17 protein-coding genes are annotated in these 16,765 nt (G+C 54.0%); 8 read left to right on the forward strand and 9 right to left on the reverse strand.

Features of this window, described 5'->3' with window-relative positions:
* Positions 1-57 precede the first annotated feature (57 nt).
* Positions 58-1,134, reverse strand: a complete 1,077-nt coding sequence (lptG, locus tag LC417_RS09920) for an LPS export ABC transporter permease LptG (protein ID WP_010251648.1) — start codon at positions 1,132-1,134, stop codon at positions 58-60.
* On the reverse strand, positions 1,134-2,234 hold the full coding sequence (gene lptF / locus LC417_RS09925; RefSeq protein WP_010671780.1) for an LPS export ABC transporter permease LptF: 1,101 nt from the start codon (positions 2,232-2,234) through the stop codon (positions 1,134-1,136). Before lptF ends, lptG begins: the two co-directional genes overlap by 1 nt.
* Before the next feature lie 268 nt (positions 2,235-2,502).
* On the opposite strand from lptF, the gene pepA reads away from it, so the two are divergent.
* The 3 genes from pepA to LC417_RS09940 all read left to right on the forward strand — a co-directional run bounded on the left by pepA (position 2,503) and on the right by LC417_RS09940 (position 7,399).
* Positions 2,503-4,014 (forward strand): leucyl aminopeptidase, encoded by a 1,512-nt coding sequence (gene pepA, locus LC417_RS09930; protein ID WP_010251654.1) that lies wholly within the window; start codon positions 2,503-2,505, stop codon positions 4,012-4,014.
* 65 nt (positions 4,015-4,079) lie between these two features.
* Positions 4,080-4,538 (forward strand): DNA polymerase III subunit chi, encoded by a 459-nt coding sequence (locus LC417_RS09935; RefSeq protein WP_010251657.1) that lies wholly within the window; start codon positions 4,080-4,082, stop codon positions 4,536-4,538.
* Positions 4,539-4,543: 5 nt separating this feature from the next.
* The gene (locus LC417_RS09940; protein ID WP_010671782.1) at positions 4,544-7,399 is read left to right on the forward strand and encodes a valine--tRNA ligase; all 2,856 of its coding nucleotides are present in this window, start codon (positions 4,544-4,546) and stop codon (positions 7,397-7,399) included.
* A 51-nt stretch (positions 7,400-7,450) separates the two neighbouring features.
* On the opposite strand, the gene LC417_RS09945 is transcribed toward LC417_RS09940, so the two are convergent.
* Genes LC417_RS09945 through LC417_RS09955 form a run of 3 tightly spaced genes read right to left on the reverse strand, consistent with a single transcriptional unit; the run spans position 7,451 to position 8,861 of the window.
* The gene (locus LC417_RS09945) at positions 7,451-7,972 is read right to left on the reverse strand and encodes a hypothetical protein (RefSeq protein WP_124889642.1); all 522 of its coding nucleotides are present in this window, start codon (positions 7,970-7,972) and stop codon (positions 7,451-7,453) included.
* The gene (locus tag LC417_RS09950) at positions 7,969-8,331 is read right to left on the reverse strand and encodes a tlde1 domain-containing protein (RefSeq protein ID WP_010671784.1); all 363 of its coding nucleotides are present in this window, start codon (positions 8,329-8,331) and stop codon (positions 7,969-7,971) included. The genes LC417_RS09945 and LC417_RS09950 overlap by 4 nt, the downstream gene beginning before the upstream one ends.
* Before the next feature lie 50 nt (positions 8,332-8,381).
* Positions 8,382-8,861, reverse strand: a complete 480-nt coding sequence (locus LC417_RS09955; protein ID WP_010671785.1) for an Hcp family type VI secretion system effector — start codon at positions 8,859-8,861, stop codon at positions 8,382-8,384.
* 305 nt (positions 8,862-9,166) lie between these two features.
* Here LC417_RS09955 and LC417_RS09960 point away from each other — a divergent pair, with 305 nt between their 5' ends.
* Positions 9,167-9,667 carry a GNAT family N-acetyltransferase gene (locus tag LC417_RS09960; protein ID WP_010671786.1) on the forward strand — a complete coding sequence of 167 codons (501 nt, stop codon included), beginning with the start codon at positions 9,167-9,169 and terminating at the stop codon, positions 9,665-9,667.
* Here the strand turns inward: LC417_RS09960 and LC417_RS09965 are convergent.
* The 4 genes from LC417_RS09965 to rraB form a co-directional block, all read right to left on the reverse strand.
* A complete protein-coding gene (locus LC417_RS09965) occupies positions 9,662-10,447 on the reverse strand; it encodes a histidine phosphatase family protein (protein ID WP_061901813.1) in 786 nt (261 codons plus the stop codon). The two genes, LC417_RS09960 and LC417_RS09965, sit on opposite strands and share 6 nt — an antisense overlap.
* Before the next feature lie 10 nt (positions 10,448-10,457).
* Complete coding sequence (locus LC417_RS09970) at positions 10,458-11,786, reverse strand: OprD family porin (protein WP_223565794.1); 1,329 nt, start codon at positions 11,784-11,786, stop codon at positions 10,458-10,460.
* A 369-nt stretch (positions 11,787-12,155) separates the two neighbouring features.
* Entirely contained in the window at positions 12,156-12,917 is a 762-nt protein-coding gene (locus LC417_RS09975) for a tRNA-(ms[2]io[6]A)-hydroxylase (RefSeq protein WP_033769520.1), read from the reverse strand.
* A 54-nt stretch (positions 12,918-12,971) separates the two neighbouring features.
* Positions 12,972-13,388, reverse strand: a complete 417-nt coding sequence (gene rraB, locus LC417_RS09980; RefSeq protein ID WP_010251675.1) for a ribonuclease E inhibitor RraB — start codon at positions 13,386-13,388, stop codon at positions 12,972-12,974.
* A 160-nt stretch (positions 13,389-13,548) separates the two neighbouring features.
* On the opposite strand from rraB, the gene argF reads away from it, so the two are divergent.
* The 4 genes from argF to ridA all read left to right on the forward strand — a co-directional run bounded on the left by argF (position 13,549) and on the right by ridA (position 16,744).
* Positions 13,549-14,556 (forward strand): ornithine carbamoyltransferase, encoded by a 1,008-nt coding sequence (argF, locus tag LC417_RS09985; RefSeq protein ID WP_223565795.1) that lies wholly within the window; start codon positions 13,549-13,551, stop codon positions 14,554-14,556.
* Between the two features lie 316 nt (positions 14,557-14,872).
* A complete protein-coding gene (gene pyrB / locus LC417_RS09990; RefSeq protein ID WP_010251681.1) occupies positions 14,873-15,808 on the forward strand; it encodes an aspartate carbamoyltransferase in 936 nt (311 codons plus the stop codon).
* 12 nt (positions 15,809-15,820) lie between these two features.
* Positions 15,821-16,285 carry an aspartate carbamoyltransferase regulatory subunit gene (gene pyrI / locus LC417_RS09995; protein WP_010251684.1) on the forward strand — a complete coding sequence of 155 codons (465 nt, stop codon included), beginning with the start codon at positions 15,821-15,823 and terminating at the stop codon, positions 16,283-16,285.
* A gap of 72 nt (positions 16,286-16,357) precedes the next feature.
* Positions 16,358-16,744, forward strand: coding sequence for a 2-iminobutanoate/2-iminopropanoate deaminase (ridA, locus tag LC417_RS10000; RefSeq protein WP_010251687.1), 387 nt, complete (start codon positions 16,358-16,360; stop codon positions 16,742-16,744).
* The last annotated feature ends 21 nt before the right edge of the window (positions 16,745-16,765 follow it).

Consider the following 16,765-nt stretch of genomic DNA (forward strand, 5'->3'; position numbering starts at 1 on the left):
CACCGGTCACAAAAAAGGCCGCTTGCGCGGCCTTTTCTTTTACTGCATTCATTGCGCTTAGCGCCGCTTAATCAACATAAACATACTGATAGCGAAGAACGCAAAACTCGGCAGAATCGCTCCCAGAATCGGCGGCAGACCGTAAACCAGGCTCAGCGGACCGAAAATCTGGTCCAGCACGTAGAACAGGAAGCCAAAGCTGATACCGGTCACCACGCGTACACCCATCGACACGCTACGCAGCGGACCAAAGATAAACGACAGCGCCATCAGCATCATCACCGCCACCGACAACGGCTGGAAGATTTTGCTCCACATATTCAGCTGATAACGTCCCGATTCCTGGCCGCTCTGCTTCAGATATTTACTGTAGCTATGCAGACCGCGAATCGATAACGCGTCCGGATCCAGCGCAACCACACCCAGCTTGTCCGGCGTCAGATTGGTTTTCCACTCGCCACTCAGGCTCTGTGAACCGGTAATCTGCTTCGGATCGGTCAGGTTAGACTCATCAACCTGCGACAGTATCCAGCGCTTCTTAGCCGCATCCCAGGTCGCCGTCGCCGCGTAACGCACGCTCTGCAGACGACGCTGATCGTTAAAGCTGTAGATGCTCACGCCATCAATTTCGTTGTCGCCTTTGATGCGCTCGATAAAGATAAAGCTATTGCCATCTTTCGCCCACAGACCGTTCTGTGTTGAGACCAGCGCACCGCCGTAAAGCTGCTGCGCCCGGTAATTACGCGCCATCTGCTCGCCCGACGGCGCAACAAACTCGCCAATCGCCATGGTCAGCAGCACCAGCGGAATCGCTGTTTTCATCACTGACAGCGCAACCTGCATGCGGGTAAAGCCCGCCGCTTGCATCACCACCAGTTCACTACGCTGCGCCAGCGCACCCAGTCCCAGCAGCGCGCCCAACAGAGCCGCCATCGGGAAAAAGATCTCAATATCTTTGGGTACGCTCAGCAGGGTGTAGTAACCGGCACTCAGCGCGTTGTAGCTGCCCTGGCCGGTCTTGCGCAGCTGATCGACGAACTTGATGATGCCGGAAAGCGACACCAGCATGAACAGCGTCAGCATAATGGTATTGAAAATGGTTTTACCGATATAGCGGTCAAGTACGCGAAACATCAGACCGACCCTCCGCGGGTAAAGCGGGCGCGAATCCGACGCATCGGCACCGTATCCCACAGGTTAAGGAGCACCGCCAGCACCAGATAGCTGATATTCACCACCCACATCCAGAGCGCCGGATCAAGCCGCCCTTTCGCGCCGCTCGACTTCAGCGAGCTCTGCAACAGGAAGAAAATCAGATAGAGCATCATGGCGGGCAGCATCGACAGCACGCGCCCCTGACGTGGGTTCACCACGCTGAGCGGCACCACCATCAGCGCCATCACCAGCACCGCGAACACCAGCGTCAGACGCCAGTGCAGCTCGGCCTGAAACTCAGGTGTCTTGTTTGCGAACAGGTCGGTCAGACTCGCCTGTTCTGCATCGTTAGGATCGAGCGTTGCCGCTTTATAACCCACAATGGCCTGATAATTGGTGAAGTCGGTGATACGGAAATCACGCAGCAGTGCGGTGCCCTCAAAACGGGTGCCTTTATCCAGCGTCACCACCTGCGAGCCATCTTTATGCTGCTCCATGTGACCGCTGTCAGCCAGCACCACTGAAGGACGCGCGTTGCCCTTTGGCCGTAACTGCGCCAGGAACACGTTACCAAAGTTGTTGCCCTTCACATCCTCGACAAACAGTACGGCGCTGCCGTCACTGGAGGTCTGAAACTGTCCGGCGGCCATTGCTGCCGCACCCGGGTTCGCTTTGGCGTTCTGCGTCACCTCATCCTGATAGCGGGATGACCATGGTCCCAGCCAGATGACGTTCACGGCCGCCACTATCGAGGTAAACAGCATCAGCACCATCGCCGCTTTTACCAGGACGGCCTTACTCAGGCCGCAGGCGTGCATCACGGTAATTTCACTTTCCGTGTAGAGCCGCCCCAGCGTCATCAGGATCGCCAGAAACAGACTTAAGGGCAGTATAAGTTGTGCCATTTGAGGCACACCGAGTCCTAACAAGGTCAGAACGAGGTTTGTCGGCACTTCGCCATCCACCGCGGCACCCAGGATCCTGACTAACTTCTGACAAAAGAAGATGAGTAGCAGGATAAACAGGATAGCCAGCTGGCTTTTGAGCGTTTCCCGAACCAGATATCTAATGATGATCACGCTTAGTACGCCTGTGAAAACTTGTCTTTTTGCAGGAAAATCGCTAGTTTCAACGCTTATCAGCCATTTTTCTTCATCAATGGCCGTCGCCGTAGCTAAATTTGTATGAAAAACGCGTCCGGGTGGTGAAAAAACAACATCTTGTCACCCTGATTCATTATGACCTCCAGCAGCAGAATGTCATGCTGCGACGATGAATAAATGGGTCATGAGCGCGCTACATTCTAGCGGCAGCAGCGGCCGTTGTCTTTAAGATTCAGGAGAGTGCATGGAGTTCAGTGTAAAAAGCGGAAGCCCGGAAAAACAGCGCAGTGCCTGCATTGTCGTTGGCGTTTTCGAACCGCGTCGTCTGTCACCGATTGCCGAGCAGCTGGATAAAATCAGCGACGGCTACATCAGCGCCCTGCTGCGCCGCGGCGAGCTGGAAGGAAAAGTGGGCCAGACACTGCTGCTGCATCATGTGCCAAATATCCTGTCCGAGCGTATTCTGCTGATTGGCTGCGGTAAAGAGCGTGAGCTGGATGAACGCCAGTACAAGCAGGTCATTCAGAAAACCATTAACACGCTCAACGACACCGGCTCAATGGAAGCGGTCTGCTTCCTGACCGAGCTGCATGTCAAAGGCCGCAACACCTACTGGAAAGTGCGTCAGGCAGTAGAGACCTCAAAAGAGGCGCTCTACAACTTTGACCAGCTGAAAAGTAACAAAGCGGAGCCACGTCGTCCGCTGCGCAAGCTGGTCTTTAACGTGCCGACCCGCCGTGAACTGACCAGCGGCGAACGGGCGATCCAGCATGGATTAGCGGTCGCTGCCGGTATGAAAGCGGCTAAAGATCTCGGCAACATGCCACCTAATATCTGTAACGCCGCCTATCTGGCGTCACAGGCGCGTCAGCTGGCGGATGCCTTCAGCAAAAATGTCACCACCCGCGTCATCGGCGAACAGCAGATGAAAGAGCTGGGCATGAACGCCTATCTCGCGGTCGGGGCCGGTTCGCAAAACGAATCGCTGATGTCGGTAATTGAGTACAAAGGCAATCCGGATGCGGAAGCACGTCCGATTGTGCTGGTGGGTAAAGGGCTGACCTTTGACTCCGGCGGCATCTCCATCAAGCCTGCCGACAGCATGGACGAAATGAAGTATGACATGTGCGGCGCGGCCGCCGTCTATGGCGTGATGCGTATGGTGGCAGAGCTGAATCTGCCGCTGAACGTGGTCGGCGTGCTGGCAGGCTGTGAAAACATGCCGGATGGCCGGTCGATGCGTCCGGGCGACGTGCTGACCACCATGTCTGGCCAGACGGTTGAGGTGCTGAACACCGACGCTGAAGGCCGCCTGGTCCTGTGCGATGCGCTGACCTATGTTGAACGTTTCGATCCGGAAGTGGTGATTGACGTTGCGACGCTGACCGGTGCCTGCGTGATTGCGCTGGGTCATCACATCAGCGGCCTGCTGTCGAACCACAATCCGCTGGCGCATGAGCTGATCAGCGCCTCGGAGCAGTCAGGCGATCGCGCCTGGCGTCTGCCGATGGCGGATGAGTTCCAGGAGCAGCTGGAGTCCAACTTTGCCGATATGGCGAACATTGGTGGCCGTCCCGGCGGCGCGATTACCGCCGCCTGCTTCCTGGCACGCTTTGCCCGCAAATATAACTGGGCACACCTGGATATCGCCGGTACCGCCTGGCGCTCCGGCAAGGCCAAAGGCGCCACCGGACGTCCGGTGCCGATGCTGTCGCAATTTCTGTTGAATCGGGCAGGATTGAACGGCGACGATTAAGCGCCCTCTTTTCTGACAGCAAGGGCGGATATCATTCCGCCCTTGATCTTCTGATGAGCAAACCGATGAAAAACGCAACCTTCTACGTGCTGGAAACCGATGCAACGAGCGATGGCCTTAGCGCCGTTGAAGCGCTGGTGTGCAATCTGGCGGAAACACGCTGGCGGGCCGGAAAGCGGGTGTTGATCGCCTGCGAAGATGAACAGCAAGCCATTCGTCTCGACGAAGCGCTGTGGCAACGACCGGCAAACGCCTTCGTGCCGCATAACCTGGCGGGTGAAGGCCCGCGCTACGGTGCGCCGGTTGAGCTGGCCTGGCCACAGCGTCGCGGCAGTTCACCGCGTGACCTGCTGATTAGCCTGCTGCCCCACTTCGCAGATTTTGCTACTGCTTTCCATGAAGTGATAGACTTCGTTCCTTACGAAGACACGCTCAAACAACTGGCGCGCGACCGCTATAAAGCGTATCGCAGCGTTGGATTCCAATTGAATACGGCAGCGCCACCACAGCCGCAAACGACATAGCAGAAATGGAAAAGACATATAACCCGCAAGATATCGAGCAGCCGCTTTACGAGCATTGGGAAAAGCAGGGCTACTTCAAACCGAATGGCGATACCAGCCAGGAAAGCTTTTGCATCATGATCCCGCCGCCGAACGTCACCGGTAGCTTGCACATGGGTCACGCCTTCCAGCAAACCATCATGGACACCATGATCCGTTACCAGCGCATGCAGGGGAAAAATACCCTGTGGCAGGCGGGTACTGACCACGCGGGCATCGCCACGCAGATGGTGGTTGAGCGCAAAATTGCGGCTGAAGAGGGCAAGACGCGCCAGGACTATGGCCGTGATGCGTTCATCGACAAAATCTGGCAGTGGAAAGCAGAATCCGGCGGCACCATTACCCGCCAGATGCGCCGTCTGGGCAACTCCGTCGACTGGGAGCGCGAGCGCTTCACCATGGACGATGGCCTTTCCAACGCCGTGAAAGAGGTGTTTGTTCGCCTCTATAAAGAGAACCTGATCTACCGTGGCAAACGCCTGGTGAACTGGGATCCAAAACTGCGTACCGCAATCTCCGATTTGGAAGTGGAAAACCGCGAGAGCAAAGGCTCGATGTGGCATATCCGCTATCCGCTGGCTGACGGCGCAAAAACCGCCGACGGTAAAGATTATCTGGTGGTCGCCACCACCCGTCCGGAAACCCTGCTGGGCGATACCGGCGTCGCCGTTAACCCGGAAGATCCACGTTACAAAGATCTGATCGGCAAATTTGTGATGCTGCCGCTGGTTGGCCGCCTGATCCCTATCGTTGGCGACGAACATGCCGACATGGAAAAAGGCACCGGCTGCGTCAAGATCACCCCGGCGCATGACTTCAACGACTATGAAGTCGGCCGTCGTCACAAACTGCCGATGATCAACATCCTGACCTTCGACGGCGATATCCGCGACCGTGCTCAGGTGTATGACACCAATGGCGAAGCCAGCGATGCCTGTTCCGATGAGATCCCGGCGGCTTTCCAGAACATGGAACGCTTCGCGGCGCGTAAAGCGATTGTTGCCGCTGTCGATGAACTCGGCCTGCTTGAAGAGATCAAACCCCACGATCTGACCGTGCCCTACGGCGACCGTGGCGGCGTGGTTATCGAGCCGATGCTGACTGATCAGTGGTATGTGCGTACCGCACCGCTGGCGAAAGTCGCGGTTGAAGCCGTTGAAAACGGCGACATCCAGTTTGTACCGAAGCAGTACGAAAACATGTACTTCTCCTGGATGCGCGATATTCAGGACTGGTGTATCTCCCGTCAGCTCTGGTGGGGTCACCGCATCCCGGCGTGGTATGACGACAACGGTAACGTCTACGTCGGCCGCACCGAAGACGAAGTGCGCGCCGAGAATAACCTGGCCGCCGATGTGGCGCTGCGTCAGGATGATGACGTGCTGGATACCTGGTTCTCCTCAGGTCTGTGGACCTTCTCCACCCTGGGCTGGCCGGAAAACACCGAAGCGCTGCGTACTTTCCATCCGACCAGCGTGCTGGTCAGCGGCTTCGACATCATCTTCTTCTGGATTGCCCGCATGATCATGCTGACCATGCACTTCATCAAAGATGAAAACGGCAAACCACAGGTACCGTTTAAAACCGTCTACATGACCGGTCTGATCCGTGATGAAGAAGGTCAGAAGATGTCGAAATCCAAGGGCAACGTGATTGACCCGCTGGATATGGTCGACGGCATTTCACTGGAAGCACTGCTGGAAAAACGCACCGGCAACATGATGCAGCCACAGCTGGCGGAGAAAATCCGCAAACGTACCGAGAAGCAGTTCCCGGACGGCATCGAGCCATCAGGCACCGATGCGCTGCGTTTCACCCTGGCGGCGCTGGCCTCTACCGGTCGCGACATCAACTGGGACATGAAGCGCCTGGAAGGCTATCGCAACTTCTGTAACAAGCTGTGGAACGCCAGCCGCTTTGTGCTGATGAACACCGAAGAGCAGGATTGCGGACAGAATGGCGGCGAAATGACGCTGTCGCTGGCAGATCGCTGGATCCTGACCGAGTTCAACAACACGGTGAAAGCGTACCGTGAAGCGCTGGATAGCTACCGTTTCGATATCGCGGCTAACCTGCTGTATGACTTCACCTGGAACCAGTTCTGCGACTGGTATCTGGAGCTGACCAAGCCGGTCATGAACAGCGGCAGTGAATCTGAACTGCGTGGCACCCGTCATACGCTGGTTCACGTGCTCGAGGCGCTGCTGCGTCTGGCGCATCCGATCATTCCGTTTATCACTGAAACCATCTGGCAGCGCGTGAAGGGGCTGAAGAATATCAGCGACGACACCATCATGCTGCAGCCTTTCCCGCAGTACGATGCGGCGAAAGAAGATGCCGAAGCGAAAGCGGACATCGAGTGGATGAAACAGGCGATCGTGGCGGTGCGTAATATCCGTGCCGAGATGAACATCGCACTGAGCAAGCCGCTGGATGTGCTGCTGCGTGACTGCTCGCCTGCGGCACTGCGTCGCGTTGAAGCCAACCGCAACTTCCTGTCGCGCCTGGCGCGTCTGGAAAGCCTGACCATTCTGCCTGCGGGCGAGAAAGGTCCGGTGTCGGTGACCAAACTGGTTGAAGGTGCAGAGCTACTGATCCCGATGGCGGATCTGGTGGATAAAACCGCCGAGCTGGAGCGTCTGGCGAAAGAGCTGGTTAAGCTGGATGTGGAAATCGAGAAGATCGAAACCAAGCTGGCGAACGAAGGCTTTGTTTCGCGTGCCCCGGAAGCGGTGGTGGCGAAAGAGCGCGAACGCGTAGCGGACCTGCAACAATCAAAAGCAAAACTGATTGAACAGCAGGCGGTCATTGCGGCGCTCTGATTGATTCCTCGCTCTGAAAAAACCCCGCGCTCTCGCGCGGGGTTTTTAATATCATTTTTTCGATGACACCCTTCTCGTCCTTGTTTCAGCAGCAAGATGATCATGACTCTTTTCTAATACAGACAGGCATCTTTTTTCCCGGTCACTTTCTGACGTTAACTGAGTAAGCGCCGTGCGGGCTTTTAAAAAGTACGCATCTGTTTCATCCGGAGTCGGCTCAATAAATGGCATGCCGCATAGCTTATTAACATTGCCTTGATTAACGTATTTCATTACCGCGCCAGGATTTTCAGGTAAGGCATAGGCCATCGCGATGTCCAGACCTTCCTGAAAAGAGGTTGCGCCTAAGAATGGCGATCGATTAAGAATGGGGTAAAGTTCAATCCAGCGTGTCCGGCCCTGAGAAAGATATTCTGTTATCTTGTCATAATCAGCATCTGAAAGTGAACTGCTGTCATTATTGCGGGATGCCGTAATCACTTTATCTGACAAAACATGTTCTGCAGAATTGAACCTTCCTGATGAACAGGAGACGGAAAACAATGCTAATAGCAAAATAATGAGCCATTTCATTTCACTATTAACTCCCTGTCGCCGCTATCCGCAATACTTTTTCTTACATTGAAAGACGCGACAATACAGCCATTCGAAGCGGTACCAAAGCCGTTATCTCCATGAATAAGAAACCCGGCGCGACCACACATATTGTTACCCGCATAAGGTATAAGACGGAGAACAAACCGTCCGGCTGTAGGATGCTTTGCCATAGGACTGGCAATCTTATACTTTCCTGCTGGCAAAGGACCTTTGTTCACCTCACATGCTAATGCAGGATCGTCTTTATATCCTTCAGCCCCGGCATATAACGCATCGAATTTATAGACACCATCTCGTGTAAAAGATCGCTTTCTGACGTCATAGACCCATGTCATACACGCTCCTTAAAATGACTCACAGAATTGCTGCGCCATTGATAGTTGAATTATGTGCGTTCCTTCCATGAATCGGAGTGCTGAATATTGCCATCACAGTACTTCCAGGTGATTTTTTCATAGCGCAGCGTTACTGACTCAAGATGGTTCATATTTTCAATGGATTTGATGTTATGCATGAGTGGATTAACCGACACCACTTTCACTCCTTCAATGAACATATTGAAGTACTCCTCTTCCTGGCCAGCGTGATTAATACGGTACCATTTTATTTCAGCTGACCTGAGTGTTTGCCCGGAGGAGACTGCTTTATAGAGATAAGGGCTGGATGAGTCGAATTCTTTTTCGAATTCTAATGCACTATGAACACGCGTTCCTGTGAGTTTACCGGTGTGAGGATCGACCGGTATGCTCAAACCATGCATGAAACTAAGTACTTCAATACTTCCTTCTCGATGTTGGACGTCAACTGATCCTTTGATATCTGCGCCACCATCATCTTTCAGCCATAGGTAAGCTGGAATTGCCATGAAATTAATCCTTTAATTAGCGTTAAAGATATTAACTTACAGGAGTAGTAGTCAGCATTTTTGATTTACATCAATTAAGACAAACAAATTGATTGTGAAGTAATCAGCACTATTAAGACCAGAGGATAGAAACAATCCCTTATTACTGAACATAGTAAGGTGTAAATGATAAAACAGATTTTCAAGTGACATTAAAAAACATGACGCTTTTAAAGCCTCCCTGCATTGTCAGGAATATTGCTTTTACATGACGATAATGTTACTTCTGGTAAATGTCTAACCGATTTACATAGCTCAACTCCCACATGATTTCTGACTCTCAGCACCTCCAGGTGCGGCCGATTACTGCCGCCGATAATCCGCATATCGCCCAGGTGATTCGCGACGTTTCCGCGGAGTTCGGCCTGACGGCTGACAAGGGCTACACCGTTTCCGATCCGCAGCTCGACCAGCTGTTTGAGCTCTACAGTGCCGAACAGAGCGCCTACTGGATTGTTGAGTATCAGGGCAAGGTGGTCGGCGGCGGCGGTGTTGCGCCGCTCGCCTGTAGCGCGCCCGATATCTGCGAACTGCAAAAGATGTACTTTCTGCCGGAGGTGCGCGGTCAGGGTCTGGCACGCGAACTGGCGCTGCGGGCGATAGAACATGCACGCAGCCACGGCTTCCGTCGCTGCTATCTGGAAACCACCGCCAGCCTGACGCGGGCCATTAAACTTTATGAGTCACTCGGCTTCGAGCATATCGACAGCGCGATGGGCTGCACAGGCCATGTCGATTGCGAAGTGCGTATGTTGCGGAAGTTATAAGCCGCGCTCTACGTAACTCATATCGTTGATGGATTCAATCACGAACTCTCCGCTGTCGGTATAGCGCAGCCGGGTTACGCTCGCATTGTCCAGCGTCTGGTTTAACGACGTATCGCCAAGCGCCTGCAGTAGCGCTGTAATCGCCAGGCCATGCGTGACCACCAGAACGTTACCGCCGCCCTGCTGCCGGGCCTGCTGCGCTATCTCAGTCAGGCTATCGACCATTCGCTTCGCAACCTGCTGATAGCTTTCGGCCATGCCTGCTGATTTAATGCCTCTCAGTGCCGGCGTGCCTGACGCTTCCGCCTGCCGGATAGCGTCTATGATCCTGTCGACATGAACCTTGCCTTTGCCATAGGCCTCCATTAGCGCCGTATCGGATGCAAATCCCAACTGATGAGCAGCATCGTTCAACATATTATTATTCAGATCGCCCTCATACAGGCCAAAGCCCACTTCCCGCAATTCCCGGCGTTCGTTCAGCGGCAGCGGTGTTTTCCATGCCTGCATTACAAGCTGTGCGGTTTCTCTCGCTCTGCCAGCATCGCTGGACCAGACGGCGATAAACGGGATCGTCTGCAGACCGCGTCCCAGCTTTTGCGCCACCTCTACCCCCGCTGGCGTTAGCGGAGTATCTGCCCATCCCTGCGCGCGATGCACCGTGTTGAACATCGTTTTACCGTGCCGCGTAACGTAGAGAGTAACATCGGCGGCAAGGGCTTCGCCTGCGACAGCCCCAACCACAATAAGAATCAGCAACGCTTTAAAAATTCTTTTCATCGTATTTTCCTTATCTGAACAGGTTTAATTTATACTCAACCGCGATCTCTGCAGAAAGGCTGGGAGAACGCATATATTTTCCTTGCGCATTAAAAACCGGCGTTTCTTTATTATTCTTATATGACCAGCCATAACCGAATAGCGTAAAGACCGATAAATCCTTCAGGGCCGGATGGGGTTCGATAAAGCGATTTATGAGCGCGACTTCCCCCGAACGTATACGCGTATTACGGTAATTAAACTGTCCATAGTTAATCTGAAACCCGCTAAAAATGCCTTTTGAAATTTCAAATTCCGTCTGCGACACCAGCGCCAGTTCTTTATCACGGGTATAATCTTTTCCGGCAGAGGTCAGGGCGTTGAAACGCCCACGGGTATTTTTTGTCAGCGGGCGCACATAATATCCCACCGCATTATGTTTGGGCGCCGAAGTCCAGGCGGCAGCGAATTTCTGTGTCCATCTGTCGTTAATCCAGTCTGCTTCACCGACATAGTGCCACGCGTGGTTATCGAACGATCTTTTGCTGGCCGCCATGCTTTTATAATTTTCCAGCCCCTGACTGCCATAAATTTGAGAGGACAAGCGCCAGTTCGGCGAGAGCGAGTAATTCGCTTCGATAACATGACGCCGCTGGTAGGCTTCTGCTTCGCCAAATGCGTAGGCGAGACGTCCGCGATCACCGGTATAGCTCAGTGCGCCGGTATAGATCGCATTAATTTTTCGTCGGTCCTGGGTTTGCAGGGCAAGACTCTCCGGCGAGTCGTGGCGAAGCGTTTTGGTCACGTAAGCCAAATCCAGCCGTATCTTCTGCACGTTCAGCGCGCCGCTATAGCCTGAGTAACTGTTGCGTGACAAGCGGTCCGTGGTGGTCAGCACGCCGATGTTTTTTAACTCCTGCCAGCCCGCTTTTCCTTTAAATCCCGCATTCACGTCCCCCAGCTTCACTTTCAGATAGCGTTCACCAAACTTGCTGAAGCCGTGCGCGTCAGCTTTTTGCTGATGACCGCCGCTGTCGTAAAGCAGGCCGCGCGTGGCAAAGTAGTCGCTGGCTCCCAGCCTGATCGCTCGGGTATAAGTTGCATCGAAACCCAGCCAGTCCCACTGATAGCCGGAACGAAAATTCAGGCTTGACGCCTGTCCCCAGGCATTATGAACGGTGGCAGGCTGCGCTTCATTTTCCTTGAGATACTTCCAGTGATTACGCAGTCTGAGATCGAGTTGCGAATCACGCAGGAAAGCATTGTCAGAGAACGATAATGCGTCGGAAAAGTCAGCCCATGCGCCAGATGGCTGCAAAAACAGTAAAATAAATAACGGAATACCGCGCTTTCCCCTCATGTTAATGACTCCTTCCATTAAATGCTTATTAGCAAAACTGGCCGGGCGAAAAAAGTCGCTGATTCTTTTCCCCGGCTATAGCCGGTGCAAAAAAAACCTGATTCACAACCCTCTCTGGCAAAGAGGCGTTATGAATCAGGTTTTGCTTGAAAAATAACAATCCTAATCCGGCAAGAGCACTATAGTTATTCCGCAAAGAAAAAACAGAAGAGATAAAATATTTTGTGAGGGGTCACTCAAATTATATTTAGCGGAAGTAACGTGTTCACATTAGATTAATGGTTAATATTTATATTTTTATTATTAATAAAATCAACCCGGTTCAATATAAAAAATAAACGGCCATCGTAAGAGCGCCGTTTACTCTAATCAGAACGCCGGTACGCCGCTGTGAAAGCGTAATTCGTTGTCGGGTTCGCTAATTAACCGCCCTTCTGTTGCCCCAATCGCCTGCACCCGCGGCGTGATGTCTCTGGTGGCAATCTGCGCCGCCAGGGTTAAATAGTCCTGATAATGCCGCGCCTCTGAGCGCAGCAGCGACAGATAGAACTTCGCCAGTTCGTCATCAAGATAAGGAGCCAGACTGGCGAAACGTTCGCAGGAGCGCGCCTCGATGTAAGCGCCGCATATCAGCTTATCCACCAGCGTTTCCGGTTCATGGGTGGTGACTTCGCGCAGCAGCGATTTGGCATAGCGGCTGGAAGTGATCTTCTGATAGACCAGCCCGCGCGACTGCATAATTTCCCACACCTGATAGAAGTGATGCAGCTCCTCTTTAATCAGCAGCACCATCTTCTCCACCAGCTCATCCGCCCACGGCAGCGCATTGCGCACGATGATACGTTTTGTCAGGTTCTTATGGGCGTTGATAAAGTCGCTGTCGCCATCTTCGCGGAAGATAAAATCTTCATAGGGTTTCAGCCACGCCAGAATGGCGTCGCCGCTGGGTTTGTCGGCAACATATTTGCGGATCAACCACACCGCGGTCTGTGCGGCTTTCAGTTCGCACACCAGATGGTCGGTTAACAGCAGGGTCAGATTTTCCGGCTTGCGCGCCTCATCAATCCAGGCCTGTGGCGTGCGGCAGTGCAGAAACTGATAGATAGGTTCAAGTAAGGGTGCGTAGTTCATGATGTTAAAACAGGTGGCAGGGGTGACAGGCGGAGAACTCTCCGCCCCGGCTACTTAGTGGCGAATACCATCATCATCTTCATCTTCGATGGCGTCGTCATCTTCATCTTCGGCATCGGGATCTTCAAAATAGGTGCCCCAGCCGTCGTAATCGACGTTGTACTTACCAATCAGGTTCACCAGCTGCTCAACCTGCACATCGATCAGTTCAGGCTTCAGGGCGGATTCGCTGATGATGTCGACGCACATCACGGTGGTGCCATCTTCCAGCTCCAGCTCTTCCGGCTCGGTCACTTCATAACCCAGCTTGAACGCATCAACGGCCGCTTTTTCCAGCGAATCAAAATTATTGCATGAGAGATGGTGCTCGATGGTATAGAGCGCATCAGGATCGCTGCCATCCTCCAGCAGCTCTTCGATAATCTGCCGCGTCTCTTCCTGCTGCTCTTCCAGTAATGCTTCATATGCCATGACGATATCCTCTCTGAGTTCGGCAATAATCAATTATTTTCCCATACTGCCCGTCGCGCCACTACACAAAACGAAAAGTTTATTAGCCCTGCACTTGAAAATGCATATTCATACGGTTAGATTGAATTTTAATTCACTTTAATGATTACCGGAGTGTTGTATGAGTCAGCTGTATCAGCGCCATTTCCTCAGGCTTCTGGATTTTACGCCCGCCGAGATTGATCACCTGCTTACCCTTTCCGCTGAATTGAAACGGGCGAAAAAAAGCGCCCAGGAAGTGCAGCATCTGAAAGGTAAAAACATCGCGCTCATCTTCGAAAAAGACTCGACCCGTACCCGATGCTCTTTCGAAGTTGCCGCTTACGATCAGGGTGCGAACGTCACCTATCTTGGCCCGAGTGGCAGCCAGATCGGCCATAAAGAGTCGATGCGCGACACCGCGCGGGTGCTGGGCCGGATGTATGATGGCATTCAGTATCGCGGTTACGGTCAGGAACTGGTGGAAACGCTGGCGGAACATGCCGGTGTGCCGGTGTGGAACGGCCTGACCACCGAGTTTCATCCGACCCAGCTGCTGGCCGATCTGCTGACCATGCAGGAGCATCTGCCGGGCAAAAAACTCAGCGAGATGACGCTGGTTTATGTAGGTGATGCGCGCAACAACATGGGCAACACCATGCTGGAAGCCGCCGCACAGGTGGGGCTGGATCTGCGTCTGGTGGCACCAAAGAGCTGCTGGCCAGAGGAGCAACTGGTGGTGCAGTGCCGCGCAGCCGCGCAGCAGACCGGCGGGAAAATTACCCTCACCGAACATATTGCCGACGGCGTGAAAGGCGCTGACTTTATCTACACCGATGTCTGGGTGTCGATGGGCGAAGCCAAAGCGGTGTGGGCCGAGCGTATCGCGCTGCTGCGTGACTATCAGGTGAACCGGGCGATGCTCGATCTGACCGGCAACCCGCAGGTTAAATTTCTGCACTGTCTGCCCGCCTTCCACGACGATCAGACCACGCTGGGCCAGCAGATGGCGGAACAGTACGATCTGCCCAACGGCATGGAAGTGAGCAACGAGGTGTTCGAATCACCACACAGCATTGTGTTCGACCAGGCTGAGAACCGGATGCACACGATTAAAGCGGTAATGGTGGCCACGCTGGGCCAGCGCTGACCGACCAGCATCGTGCGGCTGAGGACGCTGAGTTGCGTCTGCTCATACCGGCCTATTCATCCGCCTGACCTGGCCCGGCCTCCGAGCGGCCAGGCAGGCGCAAACGTTTTCCTCTTGCTGACCCACCGCGAACGGGTATAATGCGGCCCAATTTGCCGGAGGAAATATGCTACAGCACAGCGGACAATTTGACGCTCAATCACGCCTGACCGCAGGCGGTGCTACTGTTTCTTTCGGTCATCGACCCGATCTTAAAAAAGCCCCTTAAGCAGGGGCTTTTTTTTGTCCGCAATCCGGCCGCGCAGAGGAGAAAGCTATGGCTAACCCGCTATATCGCAAGCACATTATTTCAATTAACGACCTCAGTCGTGAAGAGCTGGAACTGGCGTTGCACACCGCCGCAAAGCTGAAAGCCCACCCGCAGCCGGAACTGCTGAAGCACAAGGTTATCGCCAGCTGCTTCTTTGAGGCGTCGACCCGTACCCGCCTGTCGTTTGAAACCGCCATTCATCGCCTCGGCGCGTCAGCGGTGGGCTTTGCTGACGGCAGTAATACGTCGCTGGGCAAAAAGGGCGAAACCCTGGCCGACACCATTTCAGTGATTAGCACCTACGTCGATGCCATTGTGATGCGTCACCCGCAGGAAGGCGCGGCGCGGCTGGCGACCGAATTCTCCGGTGGCATCCCGATTCTCAACGCCGGTGACGGCGCGAACCAGCATCCGACCCAGACGCTGCTTGATCTCTTCACCATTCAGGAGACGCAGAGCCGTCTTAATCAGCTGAATGTGGCGATGGTCGGCGACCTGAAGTATGGCCGCACCGTCCACTCCCTGACCCAGGCGCTGGCGAAGTTTGACGGCAACCGCTTCTTCTTTATCGCGCCCGATGCGCTGGCGATGCCGGCCTATATCACCGATATGCTGGATGAGAAGAATATCAGCTGGTCACGTCACGACAGCTTTGAAGAGGTGATGCCGCAGCTCGATATCCTCTACATGACGCGGGTGCAGAAAGAGCGGCTCGATCCGTCAGAATATGCCAACGTCAAAGCGCAGTTCATTCTGCGCGCTGCCGATCTCGCTACAGCGCGCGACAATATGAAGGTACTGCACCCGCTGCCGCGCATCGACGAAATCACCACCGATGTCGATAAAACCCCGTATGCCTGGTATTTCCAGCAGGCGGGTAACGGCATCTATGCGCGCCAGGCTCTGCTGGCACTGGTTTTAAACAGCGAACTCGCCCTGTAAGGAGATACCCCCATGACGCAGGACAACAAACTGCAGGTCGAAGCGATCAAACGCGGCACGGTCATCGACCATATTCCGGCGCAGATCGGCTTTAAATTGCTCTCTCTGTTCCGGCTGACCGAAACCGATCAGCGCATTACCATTGGCCTGAATCTGCCCTCAGGCGAGATGGGCCGCAAAGATCTGATCAAGATTGAGAACACCTTTCTCACCGACGATCAGGTCAATCAGCTGGCGGTCTATGCGCCCCATGCCACGGTCAACCGCATCGACGACTATGAAGTGGTCGCAAAGATCGCCCCGACGCTGCCGGACCACGTTGAACGGGTGCTGACCTGCCCGAACAGCAACTGCATCAGCCGCAGCGAGCCGGTCTTCTCCAGCTTTGCCGTGAAGCAGCGCGCCGACGATGTGCATCTGAAGTGCAAATATTGCGAAAAAGAGTTCGCCCGCCATGTGGTGCTGGGTCACTGGTAATCGCCCTGCCCGACCTTATAATGGGCAACACCGGCGGCATCGCCGCCTGACGACGTAATCAAAGGAGCAATGATGTCTCGTGAAATCAGTACTGAAAAAGCCCCTGCCGCTATCGGCCCCTATGTTCAGGGTGTCGATCTGGGCAGCATGATCATCACCTCTGGCCAGATCCCGGTGGATCCGGCGACCGGCCAGGTGGCGGATGACGTTGCCGCACAGGCGCGTCAGTCACTGGAAAATGTGAAGGCGATTGTTGAAGCAGCAGGTCTGAAGGTCGGCGACATCGTGAAGACCACGGTGTTCGTAAAAGATTTAAATGACTTCGCCACGGTCAATGCGGCTTATGAGGCGTTTTTCACCGAGCATGAAGCGCACTTCCCGGCGCGTTCCTGTGTCGAAGTGGCGCGTCTGCCAAAAGATGTGAAGATCGAAATCGAAGCGATTGCCCTTCGTCGCTAATCTCCGTTGTTAACATCTATT

The organism is Pantoea sp. OVA07A (assembly GCF_019969975.1).
GTDB classification, from domain to species: domain Bacteria; phylum Pseudomonadota; class Gammaproteobacteria; order Enterobacterales; family Enterobacteriaceae; genus Pantoea; species Pantoea agglomerans.